General features: G+C 39.9%; 11 protein-coding genes. 3 read left to right on the forward strand and 8 right to left on the reverse strand.

The genetic code is table 11. From position 1 onward, the window contains the following. Window positions 1-364 precede the first annotated feature (364 nt). Entirely contained in the window at window positions 365-1345 is a 981-nt protein-coding gene (locus AC570I_RS12565) for an acyl-ACP desaturase (RefSeq protein ID WP_497405690.1), read from the forward strand. 67 nt (window positions 1346-1412) lie between these two features. Here the strand turns inward: AC570I_RS12565 and AC570I_RS12570 are convergent, their stop codons facing one another. The 7 genes from AC570I_RS12570 to AC570I_RS12600 all read right to left on the reverse strand — a co-directional run bounded on the left by AC570I_RS12570 (window position 1413) and on the right by AC570I_RS12600 (window position 11577). Beyond that, window positions 1413-4784 carry a methylmalonyl-CoA mutase family protein gene (locus tag AC570I_RS12570; protein WP_497405691.1) on the reverse strand — a complete coding sequence of 1124 codons (3372 nt, stop codon included), beginning with the start codon at window positions 4782-4784 and terminating at the stop codon, window positions 1413-1415. Window positions 4785-4965: 181 nt separating this feature from the next. Continuing rightward, on the reverse strand, window positions 4966-6624 hold the full coding sequence (gene pafA / locus AC570I_RS12575; RefSeq protein ID WP_497405692.1) for an alkaline phosphatase PafA: 1659 nt from the start codon (window positions 6622-6624) through the stop codon (window positions 4966-4968). Window positions 6625-6692: 68 nt separating this feature from the next. Next, on the reverse strand, window positions 6693-7985 hold the full coding sequence (locus AC570I_RS12580; protein WP_497405693.1) for a bifunctional folylpolyglutamate synthase/dihydrofolate synthase: 1293 nt from the start codon (window positions 7983-7985) through the stop codon (window positions 6693-6695). Between the two features lie 133 nt (window positions 7986-8118). Beyond that, window positions 8119-8934, reverse strand: coding sequence for a hypothetical protein (locus AC570I_RS12585; protein ID WP_047799531.1), 816 nt, complete (start codon window positions 8932-8934; stop codon window positions 8119-8121). Beyond that, window positions 8934-9335, reverse strand: coding sequence for an ExbD/TolR family protein (locus AC570I_RS12590; RefSeq protein ID WP_047799530.1), 402 nt, complete (start codon window positions 9333-9335; stop codon window positions 8934-8936). Before AC570I_RS12590 ends, AC570I_RS12585 begins: the two co-directional genes overlap by 1 nt. After that, window positions 9335-10042 (reverse strand): MotA/TolQ/ExbB proton channel family protein, encoded by a 708-nt coding sequence (locus AC570I_RS12595; protein ID WP_047799529.1) that lies wholly within the window; start codon window positions 10040-10042, stop codon window positions 9335-9337. Before AC570I_RS12595 ends, AC570I_RS12590 begins: the two co-directional genes overlap by 1 nt. A gap of 2 nt (window positions 10043-10044) precedes the next feature. Continuing rightward, on the reverse strand, window positions 10045-11577 hold the full coding sequence (locus AC570I_RS12600; RefSeq protein ID WP_497405694.1) for an SPOR domain-containing protein: 1533 nt from the start codon (window positions 11575-11577) through the stop codon (window positions 10045-10047). Between the two features lie 756 nt (window positions 11578-12333). Between AC570I_RS12600 and AC570I_RS12605 the strand changes: the two genes are divergently transcribed. Together AC570I_RS12605 and AC570I_RS12610 are read left to right on the forward strand one after the other, a co-directional pair. Next, the gene (locus AC570I_RS12605; protein ID WP_047799527.1) at window positions 12334-12612 is read left to right on the forward strand and encodes a hypothetical protein; all 279 of its coding nucleotides are present in this window, start codon (window positions 12334-12336) and stop codon (window positions 12610-12612) included. Between the two features lie 6 nt (window positions 12613-12618). Next, window positions 12619-14265 (forward strand): PepSY-associated TM helix domain-containing protein, encoded by a 1647-nt coding sequence (locus tag AC570I_RS12610; RefSeq protein ID WP_497405695.1) that lies wholly within the window; start codon window positions 12619-12621, stop codon window positions 14263-14265. A 75-nt stretch (window positions 14266-14340) separates the two neighbouring features. Here AC570I_RS12610 and AC570I_RS12615 read toward each other — a convergent pair whose 3' ends face one another. Continuing rightward, entirely contained in the window at window positions 14341-16038 is a 1698-nt protein-coding gene (locus tag AC570I_RS12615; RefSeq protein WP_497405696.1) for a TonB-dependent receptor, read from the reverse strand. Window position 16039: the final 1 nt, after the last annotated feature.

Below are 16039 nucleotides of genomic sequence, written 5' to 3' on the forward strand. Positions count from 1 at the left end.
AGCCGATGGTACTGCGGTAACACGTGGGAGAGTAGGTCGGTGCCAAATCTTAAACTGCCTAAAAGCAGATTAACAAGAACCCTTGCAGTAACAACTGTGAGGGTTTCTTCGTTTATAAAATCCACGTTTGTTAATGCAAATGCATTTATTCAATTGGAATAGGTGAACGACTGAAGTATAAATCAACGATGTCAATGGCAGCTGATGACGAGTTTACTATGAATGTTCATCATTTCAGGGTTAAACAATATGAATTTCATGATATATTTCATTTTAAAAACTGATTATTTGCAAATGTGTTAATATAATGAGGTTTGCCATATTATTTGGTTATCTTTGCTTTAATAACTATATATATAAAGGAATGAGTTTTTTTGCAGAGAAAAGAGGGGAAGTAATGCTGTATATTGAAAAATATATGCTGGAGATGATGGATACCTATTTAAAACCAATTGACACTAACTGGCAACCATCAGATTTTCTTCCTGATTCTACAAGTGAAACCTTTTATCAAGATATTAGAGTATTAAGGGAAAATGCTAAAGATCTTTCATATGATCTTGTAGCTGTTTTAATCGGTGATACCATCACAGAAGAGGCGCTTCCTACTTACGAGTCGTGGCTTGCTATGGTTAAAGGACCAAGCATGAAAGAAGATGGGGGATGGATGAAGTGGAATCGTCATTGGACTGCAGAAGAAAATCGGCATGGTGATCTTTTAAATAAATATTTATATCTGTCTGGCCGTGTTAACATGCGCCAGATGGAGATTTCAACACAGTACCTTATTGCTGATGGTTTTGACATCGGTACAGGTCATGATCCATACCGCAACTTTATTTACACTTCATTCCAGGAGTTGGCAACCAATATTTCGCACCGCAGGGTGGCATCTTTGGCTAAGAAAGATGGTGATACATTATTATCACGTATGTGCGGCGTTATCGCCTCAGATGAAGCTAGACATGCCAAAGCTTACAAAGATTTTATGAATCAGATTTTTAAAGTTGATCCAAATGAAGCGATGTTGGCTTTTGAAGATATGATGCGCAAGAAAATTGTAATGCCTGCACACTTTTTGAGGGAAGTGGGTTTAAAAATCGGACAAACTTTTGGACATTTTACTGATGCTGCTCAACGTTTAGGTGTCTACACAGCGGTTGATTATGTCGACATCATGCAAGAGTTGATTGAAGATTGGAAAATTGAAGGCATGCGCGATTTAAATGAGGCCGGAGAAAAGGCACGGGATTATATCATGGCTTTACCTTCACGTTTATTACGTGTTGCTGAACGTATGAAAAACCCGACCATTGATTATAAATTCAGCTGGATTGCCGGTTAAAAGTAATTCAAGATATGATATAGAGCCCTGATGTTTATCAGGGCTTTTTTTTTACAAGTTAAAACATCTACATGTTTCGCCTGTATTGACCGCCTACTTCATAAAGTGCCTTGCTGATCTGACCGAGCGAACACACTTTGCAAACTTCCATGAGTTGTGTAAATATATTCTCTCCGGCAATGGCTGACAGCTGCAGTTGCTTTAGAACTTTAGCGGAAAGATCAACATTCCGGTTTTGGAAGTTTTGTAATGCCTTAATCTGGTATTGTTTTTCATCTTCTGTAGCTCTGATTACTTCTCCGGGCACAATGGTAGGCGATCCATTTTTGTTTAGAAATGTGTTTACACCTACTATAGGATATTCGCCTGTATGTTTAAGTGTTTCATAGTACAAGCTCTCCTCCTGAATTTTTCCACGCTGGTACATGGTTTCCATTGCGCCGAGAACGCCACCACGATCGTTTATTCTTTTAAATTCTGTTAAAACAGCTTCTTCTACCAGGTCTGTTAGTTCTTCAATGATGAATGCACCTTGCAAGGGATTTTCATTTTTCGCCAACCCAAGTTCTCTATTAATTATCAGTTGAATGGCCATTGCCCTTCGTACAGACTCTTCCGTAGGTGTGGTAATGGCTTCATCATAAGCGTTCGTATGTAGCGAATTGCAATTATCATAGATTGCATATAAGGCCTGAAGTGTTGTTCTGATATCGTTGAAGTCAATTTCCTGAGCATGTAGCGATCTGCCGGAGGTTTGGATATGGTACTTCAGTTTTTGCGACCGATCGTTGCCCTTATATTTATTTTTTATGGCCTTAGCCCAGATTCTTCTGGCCACACGCCCGATTACAGCATACTCCGGGTCGATTCCATTTGAGAAGAAGAATGATAAGTTCGGTGCGAAATCATCGATCAGCATGCCGCGACTTAAGTAGTACTCAACAAAGGTAAAACCATTGCTGAGGGTAAAAGCCAGCTGCGAAATCGGATTAGCACCAGCCTCCGCAATGTGATAGCCTGATATGGAAACAGAGTAAAAATTTCTAACCTTTTCATCGATAAAATATTTCTGAATATCGCCCATCATGCGTAATGCAAATTCGGTAGAAAAGATACAAGTGTTTTGTGCCTGGTCTTCTTTTAGTATATCTGCCTGTACGGTGCCCCGGACTGCAGATATCGCTTTTGCCTTGATTGGTTCATAAATTTCTTCCGGTAATACCTGATCACCCGTTACTCCAAGCAACATTAGCCCCAAGCCGTCGTTACCTTCTGGTAATGAACCATTATAGGAAGGCCTTTCCATGTTCAGCTGATCGTAAATTGCATTAATCTTTGAATCGACCTCATCTTGAAGATTATTTTCGATAATGTATTTCTCACATTGCTGATCGATGGCTGCATTCATAAAGAAACCGAGTAACATTGGCGCAGGGCCGTTGATCGTCATCGATACCGATGTAGAAGGGGCACACAAATCAAATCCGGAATAAAGTTTCTTTGCATCATCCAGGGTTGCAATACTTACACCTGAATTGCCAATTTTTCCATAGATGTCGGGTCGGATGTGCGGGTCTTCTCCATATAAGGTTACAGAATCAAAAGCTGTGGAAAGCCTGTGTGCGGGCTGACCGAGAGAAACATAATGGAAACGCTTATTGGTTCGTTCTGGCCCACCTTCACCAGCAAACATCCGCGTAGGATCTTCACCGTCACGCTTAAGTGGAAAGACACCGGCGGCATAAGGGAATTCACCAGGAAGGTTTTCGGTTAAGAGCCAACGCAGAATATCACCCCAGTCTTCATACTTTGGTAGGGCAACCTTTGGGATCTTTAATTTCGAAAGGGATTCATAATAAAGCGGCTGTTTGATTTCTTTATCACGCACTTTGTAGATGAAAAATTCTTCTTTATAGGCCCTTTTTGTTTCCGGCCATTGGCGTAGCAACCGTTTACATTCAGCATCAAGTTGCTCTTCAAAAAAAGTGTAAGCTTCAGCAAGTCCGTTACCTATACCCAAAGATTGGTTTTCTGCAGCTAAATCGATCACTCCTTTTAGCTGATACATCTTTGTTGCAATGGATGCCTGTTTATTTACCCATTCGTTGTAAGCTTGACTGGCTTCTGCAATCTCCGCCAGATAGCGGGTACGATCGGGCGGGATGATGTATATTTTCTCAGATTGATCGCCTGTCAACTCCATTTTTGCTTTAAAATCAATGCCGGTTTTTTCCCTGACTTTTTGCATCAGTGCTACAAACAAATTGTTCATGCCTGGATCATTGAATTGTGAAGCCATTGTTCCGTAAACAGGAATTTCGTCGTCGTTGGCCTCAAATATCTGATGATTACGTTTGTACTGTTTGCGCACATCACGTAAAGCATCCAAAGCACCGCGTTTATCAAATTTGTTAATGGCAACGAGGTCTGCAAAGTCGAGCATATCTATTTTTTCAAGCTGCGTTGCAGCTCCGAATTCGGGCGTCATCACATAGAGAGATACGTCGCAATGCTCGGTGATTTCTGTATCTGATTGTCCGATTCCTGAAGTTTCAACAATGATCAGATCATACCCGGCAGCTTTGCAGATATCAATGCTTTCCTGTACATTTTTAGATAAGGCGAGATTTGCCTGGCGGGTAGCGAGGGATCGCATGTATACCCTTGGATTATTGATCGCATTCATGCGGATTCTATCGCCCAATAATGCACCTCCGGTTTTTCTTTTTGAAGGGTCTACAGAGATAATCGCCAGTGTTTTATCATCAACTTCAATTAGAAAGCGCCGAACCAGTTCATCTACCAAAGATGATTTACCAGCCCCCCCGGTTCCTGTGATGCCGAGAATCGGAACAGTGTAACTTGCCGATAACTTTTTCAGTTCGTTTACAAATTGTTGTGTCCCTTCCGGATCGTTTTCGGCCACTGTAATGGCGCCTGCAATTGCTTTTATATCTTTTGAAGGGACACTTGTCAACTCATTGGTAATGTTTTCTTTGGTAATGAAATCTGTTTTGATCAGCATATCATTAATCATGCCTTGTAGCCCCATTCTCCGGCCGTCATCCGGAGAGTATATTTTAGTAATACCATAGGCTTCCAGCTCTTCTATTTCAGCAGGAAGAAATACGCCGCCACCCCCGGCAAAGATTTTTATGTGTCCTGCTCCGCTATCCTGAAGCAAATCGTACATGTACTTGAAATATTCAATATGACCACCCTGGTAGGAAGTCATTGCAATTCCCTGAACATCCTCCTGAATGGCACAGTTTACCACCTCATCAACCGCGCGGTTGTGGCCAAGGTGAATCACTTCGGCACCTGATGATTGCAATATGCGGCGCATGATGTTGATGGTTGCATCATGCCCGTCGAAAAGGGATGCTGCTGTAACAAAACGAATTTTATTCTTTGGTTTGTATATTTCTACTGCTTGCATACTATGGAATTAAAGGCCTTACAGAATCAAATTCTGAACTGCCTGTAGCTGATATATTTGGTTCAACAAATGTAGCAAATTGTTATAATTAGTGGCTTTTATAATGATTTTAAGAAAGACACGTGCAAGAGCTGGGATGGAGGGGTAAACAAAAAAGCCACCTGGCAGGGTGGCTATATTTTTATTTGTTTGTAATTTCTGTTATGGGTTCTCCAACGGTTCCATTGGGTGTTTGGATATGCAATAGTGCGGCTAAAGTTGGTGCGATATCAGTCATATAATGCATGGTATTGGTTGCACCGGGTTTTATACCCCATCCCATAAATACCAATGGAATATGCGAATCGTAAGGGTTCCAGTTTCCGTGTGTGGTTCCGCTGCTGCTTCCATTAAACCAGTTTGGCTCAAGGACGTAATAAATATCTCCGCTACGACGTGGATAATATCCGTTTGTAATCATCTTTTTCTGAATTTCCTGTAAGGTAGCCTGAGAGATCTTTGAAATATCTACCGCATTTTGAAAACCATCAAGATGTCTTAAAAATTCAACTGATGCTGCTTTAATTACGTCGAAACTTACACTTACTTTATCAATTTTGTCATGATCAAAAATGATCTGGTTGTTCATTGATTTTAAAACGATGTTATCTGCTTTGAACTTGTCGTTTAAGAAAGTATTTAACTTGCTTGCAATGTCCCTGTCGCTCACTACGCCAGCAGGCAAATTGTTTTCTTTCATGAAACCTGGCACATGCGCCGCACCATGGTCTGCCGTAAGAAATACAGTATAATTTCCTTTACCCACCTGTTTGTCCAGGTAATTGAAAAAAGCCTCGATGTCTTTATCTAAACGGAGGTAAGTATCTTCAGCTTCAACGGAATTAGGACCGTAAGCATGGCCAACATAATCTGTTGATGAACAACTTACTGCTAAGAAGTCAGTAATGTTATCTTTTCCTAAATCTTCAGATAAAATGGCCAGTTTAGCCAGGTCGAGCGTAATGGTATTGCCATATGGCGTGCCTCTGATGGCATCAAAGTTCTTATCAATATTCTGTGTCAATTGATGAGGGAAAGTACTTGATTTACCTTCGTAAGCTTTCTCGTCTGCTGTGCTGTTTACGTATGTGTTTAGAGGATAAAGTGTTTCCCAGTTTTTAGCATAAAATTTATTTGCCAGTTTTAATTTGTTGTAATCAGCAATCCACGATGGTACCTCTTTCATGTAGTATGTACTGGTGATCCAGTTTCCGGTACTACCCTGGTACCAATATGCTGCATTGGCGGCATGGCCCGCCGGTAATATAGAACCTCTGTCTTTTAGAGAAATACCAATTACTTTGCCTTTAAAGTTTGTAGCTAATCTTAATTCATCAGTGATGGTATTGGTAAGCATGTTTTTAGGTGACATATTACCTTCAGGAGATGGTGAACTTCCAACAGTAGTTACGGTCGAATCATCTGTACAATAAACACTTTTCTTTGTTTCAGGATTGTACCAGTCGTTTCCAACAATACCGTGTACTGCCGGAACAGATCCTGTATAAATACAGGTGTGACCGCAAGCGGTATAGGTAGGTGTATATGGGATGAATGTATTTTCAACTGAAAAACCCTCATTTACTAATCTTTTAAAGCCTCCATTTGTGTAACGGTTATAAAAACGATACAGGTAATCCCAGCGCATCTGATCCACAACAAGGCCAACAACCAATTTAGGTCGGGCAACCTCGGCCGGAAAAGCCTTGGCAGGGACAGCGATAGTTTTCTTAGTTTGTGCGTTTGATATTGAAGCGGAGAGAAGCGATAGGGAAAAGAGTAAATAAGATATTTTCTTCATTCTATAATTGTTAAAGGGCTAAAGTAACAATTTTTAAATGAACATATTTTGAAGTAATTGTAAAGTTTTTATATCGCTTCTGCCACCACAAAAGTGCTGCCGCCAATGAAGATCAGGTCATTAGGATTGGCAGACTTCATTGCTGTTTCTTTTGCTGACTGCACGGAGGAGTATGAATTACCTGTTAAGCCGAAGGCAGCAGCCTGTTCTTTCAAATCCCCTGCATCCAGGCCTCTTTCCAGATCGGGCTTGCAAAAATAGTAAGTGGCATTTTGCGGCAACAGGGAGAGTACTTTTGAAATGTCTTTATCTTTTACCATTCCAAAAACAATGTGCAGCTTTTCATACGGGGTTTGGTCAATGTTTTTAATCACCTCAGCAATGCCTGCTTCGTTATGCCCGGTATCGCAGATTACCACAGGGTGTTGGTTTAAGGTTTGCCAACGGCCTTGTAGGCCAGTAAGTTTTTTTACCTGCTTTAAACCGCTTGCAATACTTTCAGCCGAAATGCTGAATTTTGAGGTCTGGTTGAGTATCGCAATGGTTTGGAGCACAGTTAAAATGTTTTTATGTTGGTAGGTACCGGTTAAATCACTCTCAAGAGTGTAATTAATTTTATTTCCAATTTTATTTAAGGATAACGAGAGTTTTCCCTTGGTAAGTTTAAAGTTGGTGGCTGTTAACTCCTGATCAGCAAACGAGATTGGTGCATTCATATCTTTTGCTTTTTTGATAAAAACCGGCGATGATTTTTCCTGAGTTTCTCCGATTACGATGGGAATACCTTTTTTTATAATTCCTGCTTTTTCACCTGCTATCTCTTCGAGTGTATCGCCGAGCATATTCATATGGTCCATGCTGATATTAGTAATTACAGAAATTTCCGGGGTGATGATATTGGTTGAATCCAATCTGCCTCCCAAGCCTACTTCGATAATGGCAATATCTACCTGATGTTTAGCGAAATGATCAAAGGCGAGCGCTACTGTAACCTCAAAAAAGGAGGGTTCAACCTCTTCGATTAATTCTTTCTGATCGTCTATGAAGGAAACCACCTCCGTTTTGGCGATCATTTTTCCATTAATGCGGATACGCTCGCGAAAATCTTTTAAGTGTGGTGAAGTATATAAGCCGGTTTTGTATCCCTGTGCTTGTAAAATTGCTGCCAACATGTGCGATGTAGAGCCTTTACCGTTTGTTCCTGCAACATGAATACTTTTAAATTTATCCTGCGGATTGTTTAATGCATTGCAAAAAACGATGGTATTGGTTAAGTCTTTTTTAAAGGCGGAAGCGCCAACACGGGTAAACATGGGGAGTTTACTGTAAAGGAAATCTAGTGTTTGCTGGTAGTTCATCATTCAGGTCAAATATAGGCTGACTATTTTTATTATGAAATAAAAAGTTGAACCTGAGATCCTATTTAAATGATTTTTTTGCAAAAAAAATGGCCTGCAAAAACAGACCATTATCTACGATTAAGTCAATTGCGACTTATTTCACCTTGAAGTTAAATACAACCACTCCGGTCTGGTTATCCGTCCCAATGTCCGATTTGCTCAGTGAAGAATTGAGCACGGCCTGAATACACTTATTAACCAGCTCAGTGTCGGTAATCGTTGAACCTTTTAATTCCTGATTGGCACGTACAATATCGCCCGAACGATTGAAATAAATACGGATTGCAATCCTTCCTGTTTTTTGTCCATCGTCTTTAGGAACTACCAGGTTAGAGAATCTTCTCAGTTCTATAGGCTTATTTCCAAAACCAGATCCACCTTCTCCATAATTATTTGCAAGCGGATCTCCGTTAACTGAACCCTGATTTCCAGCCGTATTACCTGTCCCGTCTCCGCCACCCTGACCTGTACTTTTTTTACCCTTATACAGCGCATTCTGGTTAATAACCGGTTGAGAAGGCTTTTCTTCAGTCGCCGTAGTTGGTGTGGTGGTTTTAGTTTTAGTTGGTTTAGTATTTACGCTAATGGCCTCTTCGGTATTCTGTGTCTGGATTTCCTTATCGCCTGTTTCTACAGTGGTGTTTTCTGTTACCTTCTCCTGTGGCGTTACTTTATCCGGCGCTTTCTGATTTGCATTAGGATCAGCTGAAGGTTCTTCAATACTGGTATAATCATCACCCATACCTTCTGCGGCAGTACCGTAATTTACCACCATACCGCCCATGCCTAAATCTTCAGGGGGTTCAAAAGAATTTATCACAATTAAGAAGCTAATTGCAAGCAAAACTGCCATGATCCCGGAGGAGATGGCGATAGCTTTTGGATAGTTATTTTCTTCTGTAGTATTCATTATTTTTTCGGCTCTACAGCTAAAACGAGTTTTAATTTCAGTTTGTTTGCCACATCGTAAGCTACCATGATATTTTCTGCAGGTACATTTTTAGCGACATACAAAATGATGGTCATATCTGGTGCTACCTTCTGGTACGACTCTATTGCTGCCTGTAAGGCATCAACACTCACTGGTTTTTTATCAACGAAATAATTGAACTTTTCGTCTATACTTACGGTAACCGCTTTTTTAGCGGTAGATTGTTGTCCGCTGGAAGACTGAGGCAATAACAGTTTAACCACTTGTGGATTTACCACAGCAGAAGCCAATAAAAAGAACAGCATCAGGAAGAACATAATATCGTTCAGTGCTGATGTATGTACTTCTACGCCTCCTTTTGTTCTCTTGCGTAAATTCATTATTTGCCTGGTTCTTCTAATAAATCAATAAAATCAATTGCGTCGGTTTCCATCTTAAGGATGATTTTTTCAACCATGATGTTCAGGATGTGGTACAGTACGTATGCGATGATACCAATGATTAGACCTGTAGCCGAAGTGATCATTTTGGTATACAAACCACCTGAGATGGTGCCGATTTCAATAGCACCTTTAATGGATACCTGGTGGAAGATCGTGATTACCCCGACAATTGTTCCTACGAAACCGAGCATGGGCGCGATACCCGCTACAATGCCTAAGATACTGATATTTTTCTCCAGTTTAGAAACTTCGAGTTTACCAACGTTTTCTATGGCACCTTCAATATCTTTAATGGGGCGTCCAATACGCTTTAAACCTTTCTGCAGCATTCTGGAAAGTGGGGAGTTATTGTTTCTAAGCAATGACATGGCTCCATCCAGATTGCCGGAATGAATGTATGACCTGATCTGACCCATTAAATTTGATTCGTCTTTTGTGGCTTTTTTAATGGTTAAATAGCGTTCAACGAAAATTACCAAAGCCAGAAAAGCCAGAAAAGCAAGGGGGATCATTACCCATCCGCCTTTGAAGAGCAAATCAATAAAATGAAGTTCTTCAGGAGCTGGTTGAGTTACTGCCTGATTAATTGCATTTGCGGTATCCTGTAATGCCTGTGTGGTGTCTTGAATTAATAAAGTTATCATTTTTATGGTTGTGTGTTGATTTTTAACTGTTTAATGTAAAAGCCTTTCCCATTGAGTTTCTTCTGCAGAATATCTTTCTGTTTCTCAGCTTCTTCTTTTGTACTAAAGTTAGCGATACTCACTTTTTTTCTGGTTCCTTCCATTTTTACAATCTCAGCATCCAGGCCAATTTTCTTCATCTTGGCAATGTATTCCAAGGCACGGGCTTCAGTTTTGTACGAAATGGCGATAACATAGAACCGTGAGGATGAATGATCAGCGACCGGTGGCGCTGCCGCAACAGCCGTGCTTACAGGTTTTGCTTTTTTAACGGTATCTGTTTTTGCTGCCACCTGACTGGCTTTCAAAATACTGTACGTTTTCGCGACAGAATCCTGTTTAACTTTCGCACTGTCAATGGTCACCTTAGCGGTGTCAATCGTTTTTACCGGTTGGTTGACTACTGGTTGCTGACGGTTAAACCATTCCGGTTTGGTATAATAAACAATGGCTCCAATGATTAACAGCAGGAAGATCGCTGTGAGAACTTTAGGCCAGATGGGTTTAGTGTCAGGGACTGATGGCTCTTCCGGAACAGGGTCATGGCCAAAGCGGTTTGGGTGTTCGGCGTGTTGCGCTTTGATAAATTCAGGTGCTTCGATAACCGGTTCATCAACAGTGGTCTCATCTCCAAGTTGAATATACTTTTTAGGTTGGTCAAGTGCTTCTGCAGCAATCTCCTGATTAATTTCGTGTGCAAGCACCTCTGATTCGGGCGTGTGGCCAAAGCGATGAGGGTGTTCCTCATGCTGCTCTTTCATAAATTCCGGTGCTGGAGTTTTTTTATTTACATGCTCTTCAGATTCTGGTGTGTGACCAAAACGGTTAGGATGTTCCTGGTGCTGTTCTTTGATGAATTCAGGAGCGGGCACTACATCTTCTTCCTTGGGTGTCACATTTTCCAAGGTCTTTCTTAAGTCGTCCTGTACTTCATCCAGTTCAATATTTTCAATAACGGGGTGTGCTATTTCCTTGCTTTCAGAAACAACAGGTGTATGCGGAGCTTCAGCAATCTCATCGTAAATGTCTTCGTCCGGTTCTTCGACTGAAGCTTTTGGTTCTACATGTAAAGGTTTCGGTTCTTCAGATATGGTTTCAGAAACCTGTGGTAAACCATAAAACTCTGAGCCATAATTAATATTGTTAGCTGGTTCAAAACTTAAGCCCGCATGTTCAGTGAAGAATAAGCGCCCTAGATTGTCCAGTTCAATTTCGTGTTCAGTTTCCAGCTTCTGCTGGATGTTTTCTACAAACTGAGCAATGTAATAATTCGCACTGTCAGTAGAAATATTTCTTTTAGCGGCAATAAAATCTGCCAGGTATCCGCTTTCTTTTAACTCAGATGTAAAAACCAAGGTATAACTTGGTGGCAAAAATGATTGTGTTTCTTTATCGTATCTCCCCGGTGATTTCTTTTTGAAGAAAGTGCCCAGGTCATTAACTCCAACTTCCTTGCGTTGTTGCAAAAGTTCTAAAAGGTATGATAAGATGTCCATTCCGGTATTATTAAGCATTAAATTTAAAAATTATATTTGACCTTCAAAGCGTCAGCAAATACGTTATCGTGCATTTTGCCTGAAAAAGGAGGGTGGAATGATGACCGTATTGATTGTTTTATCATGTAAAAGTGTAACGTGTTAAAAGATTCGTATCTCCTTAACTTCTAAAGATAACGGTTACAAAGATAGAAATGGTATGTGAGTTACCAAATGAGATACCTTATATAATCATTAATAAGATTAGAAATTTATTAAAACCAATTTTTGAGAACCTGATTGCGATTTGGTAGTGGCATAATAATTTATTCTCTTTATTTAAATTAATTATAAATAACTCTTGATTTGCAACGGTGCGGATTTTATATTTGCAGGAAATCTGACCGTATGCTGAATGGTATGGTAACCGATTCCAAACGAATTATGATAACAACTTCCTTCCTGTTTATGCTAATTGCATTTGAAATATGCTATCTGACTTCAAAACAGTTCAAGCAGCAACATCCACCTTCTTACGTTTCTACTATAGTGCATAAGAAAAAGCAATTTCGGGTACTCGCGGCACTGTTTTTTATAGTATCGTCAACTTTATTGATTTTAAACCTGGGCTGGGGGAGTGGGATTGCTGCCATTGTGTTTACCTTGATGGCAGCGGGCAGTCTGATTGTATCCATTCAGCCTTTCCGCTATGTCAGAATCGGTGTTATCGCAGCGGTTTACTTTTCAATTCTCTTACTAGAAATGTTTATATAATTTATGCCTGCAAATAAAAAACACCTTACCAAATCGCCGTGGATCAGGTTTGCGAAAATTCTGATTGGAGTAATCGGCGGATATCTGGTAATGTTCAGCTTTCATTTACTACTCACCAGAATCTTTCCGTCACCCGAGGTCATCGCCACTTCATTTATTACAGGTTATTTGTTATGGGCCGTTTTGTTACTCCTGACATTTTTATCAAGGAGTGTATGGAAAGTTTTAGGGATTTATACTTTATTAATATTAGTGTTTTCGGGCGCTTGCTACATGATATAATTAGAAATGGATAACAGGAAATACAATATTTACTTTCATACGCATACCATAAGTGGTATTATCATTTGTGCAATTTTATATGTGATGTTTTTTGCAGGTTCGTTTTCTTTTTTTAAAGATGATATCAGCGCCTGGCAAAAAAACAGTTCTTATGTTGAGGGGCGTAGAACCAGTACAAAAGATTACGGTCATATTCTGGATTCTTTAGGAGAAAAAACAAATTTGAAGGGGCGTGACTTTAGTTTTTTTATTCAGCGGAATGATGTTGGTGCTTATGTATCTGTAACAGGATCAAACGACAGCACACTGAAAAAGAAGATAACACCGAAACCAGCTGGGGAAGGCAAAAAACGTAAGGGCCGTGGAAGAGGTGGGGACGATGATTCAATGTATTTTAATTACGATTTTGCAAATAAAAAATCGGGTGATTATACTGACTCCTATGACATGGGTGAGTTTTTATATCGCCTGCATTTCCTCGCTCAACTGAATGCAGTTCCCATTCATTTAGGTGCACCATTCGGATACCTGCTTGCCGGTATTGTGTCATTTATCTTTGTTTTCGCATTGATAACAGGACTGATGCTACACTGGGAAAAGATTTTTTCGAATTTCTTCACCTTTAGACCATGGTCTAAATGGAAAACGTTATGGACGGATTTGCATACGGCTATCGGCGTAATTGGTTTTCCTTTTCAACTGATATTTGCCATAACAGGAGTTGTGCTTATTGCCAATGTATTTCTAATTGGGCCTTATACGAAATTCGCCTATAAAGGAAACAGTGCGGCTTTATATCAGGATTTAGAATACAGTGATACCACAAAATATGATTATAGCTACAAGCCATTAGAAACTTCTTTCAATATCAACGATTTGCTATCCAGAACCGAGCGCAAATGGAAGAATAGCAGAATCACCTCTGTTCAGATTAAGAATTACGGAGATGCGAATATGCACGTTATACTGGAGGCTAAACCACAGGCTCAGGAGAGCTTCTCTGGTACCGGACATCTCGTGTATAGAGTCAGAGATCAACAGGTCTTAAGTGAAGTATCACCTGTAAAGCAATCGAGCTATGTGGATAAAGTAAAAAGTATGATCTATCACCTTCATTTTGGTGATTTCGGAGGGAAACCTTTAAAGGTAATTTTCTTTGTACTTGGAATCATGGGCTGCCTGGTCATCATTTCAGGGATCCTGATCTGGCTGGTAGCCAGGGATAAAAATAACGTTCCAAAAAAGAAAAGGGTGTTTAACTTCTGGACCGCTAACATTTTTATGGCTTCCTGTTTAAGTATGCTGCCCGTTACAGCATTTACACTGATCAGTTTATTGTTCATAGATAAACCAGGCCAGTCAGATATTTTCCATCTGTATTTCTATTCGTGGTTATTGTTATCGGTTTATTTTATCGTAAGGCGAAATCTGGCGATAACTAATCATCAGAGTTTGATATTATCTGCTTTATCATGTTTCCTTTTGCCTTTAATGGATGGGATTAAACGTAACAACTGGTTGTGGATTACATTCGATCAGGGGAAGTTTGATATTTTGTTTATTGATCTGCTGTTCCTGATCTTATCCATTATTGCTGTTGTAGTGCTTGTTAAAATGAAGCAGCATGAAAAAGCAAAGAAGGTTGCTGCATAAATATCAAAAAAAATATTTCAACGAAAAAAACCACAGCTGTAAGCTGTGGTTTTTTTGTATAAAGACGATTAAAGGCTAAAATGAGTAGCTTAATCCACCAAAGATATTAAATCCATTCACCTGATAATACAAATATCTGCTGTAGTTTTTATTGAGCAGGTTGTTCGCTTTAGCAAATACAGAGAATTTGTTATTGATTTTATAATCTGCACCAATACCTAAATCAACATAACCTTTAACGGTAACAATCTCTTCTATACTGGTATTTGGAACTACATATTGTAAGGGGTTAACTGGTGCGCTCAGGTATAACTTCGCTTTAACATCATCCTGTATTACAACACCTGCATTAAAAGTCAGTTTTTTATTAAATGTATACACAAAGTTTGAGCTTACCTTCAAGCCTGGTTTAAACCAGCTATAGGTTTCCTGGGCCGGTTTCCAATCGTCAATGTTTAGTTTGCCTGTCCACTTTAATGCATCACTAACCTGAACTGATATCTCTCCTTCTAATCCGGTTAACTTGGTTTTACCAAAATCGTAAATCACATCAAATTTATTGAAATCAGTAAAGTTATTCACGAATAGTGGCATATCATCAAATTGCCTGATGTATAACTTAGCCTTGTAGCCGAAGCCCGGACCACCAGTGCCTTTAATACCTGCGCTAAAGCTCAGCTTCTCTACTGTGTTTTTAACCAGGATATTATTATTCAACCATGGATTCTCGTCTGTAAAGCCTTTCAGCGAATTTCTGTTTACATCGCCTTTCACTTCACCAAAAACTTGTAAGTAATCGGGAATCAAAGTGAAATCAGCTGTTACCGCAGGGAATATCCTGGTGCTGCTGAAGGCTCCAAACTCCTGTACGAAGTTAATACCAGCCGTTACTTTAGCCCCCTTAACCTGTAAGCGGATATAAGGATTTAAGCGAAGCAGGTTGTTGCCTACACTAGTGAGGGCGTCTTTTGTATTGCCGAATTCCGTTGAGGCGGCCAACCCCAGATTAAAGGAGCTGATGCGTTTATTAACATAGCCATTTAGCGTAAAGTAACTTTCCTTAGCATCGTATTTATCTCCCCAAAGGTAACCGTTTGCTTTAAGTGCATAGCTAAATGCATCCTGATCTTCGGTGAAGTTCTTTACCAGCTCCCCCTCAAGTTCAACAAAAGTTAAAGCTTGTTTTTGAGGATCGGTGTTAAAGGTCGGCCGGGCATCATCTATCCCGTAGAAATAAGTGCCGTTGCGTTCAAAATTAATTCGCCCGCTAACTGTGTTTTCGTCTAAAATGCTGCGACCAAATACACTCAACTGCTGACTGCTGCTGTTTTGTTTATTTAGCTTACCTTCCTGGCTAAAATGTTTGAAATAACCACCGAGCTGTAGGCCTTCATCTTTACCAGTATTAAAATAAGCCTCGCCCAATAATGTAGCCTGTGATCCAAATGCTCCTTTCACATAATTATTAACGAGAACGCTCGCCTTTTCATCAGCGAGGGCTTGTGCCTGCAGCTTTTGAATGTCGCTGTTTAACTCTAATTTCCGGTCAGTTATGCTGTAGTTGAATTTTGCCTTGTAGGTTTTTACGTCATCCAGATTCGGGCTTCTTCTCAGTTTTACAGCTTCAGCTAAAATTGGTTTATATGGGCGAACTACCTCAACTTCTTCAGTAACCACACCTTTTTCATCCTGTTTTTTATCTTGTGCCTGCACCGTGACTATTCCGGCAGCTAATAAGAAAAGTGTACTGTATATATATTTAATTGACTTCATA

This window comes from Pedobacter sp. A2324 (genome assembly GCF_059693705.1).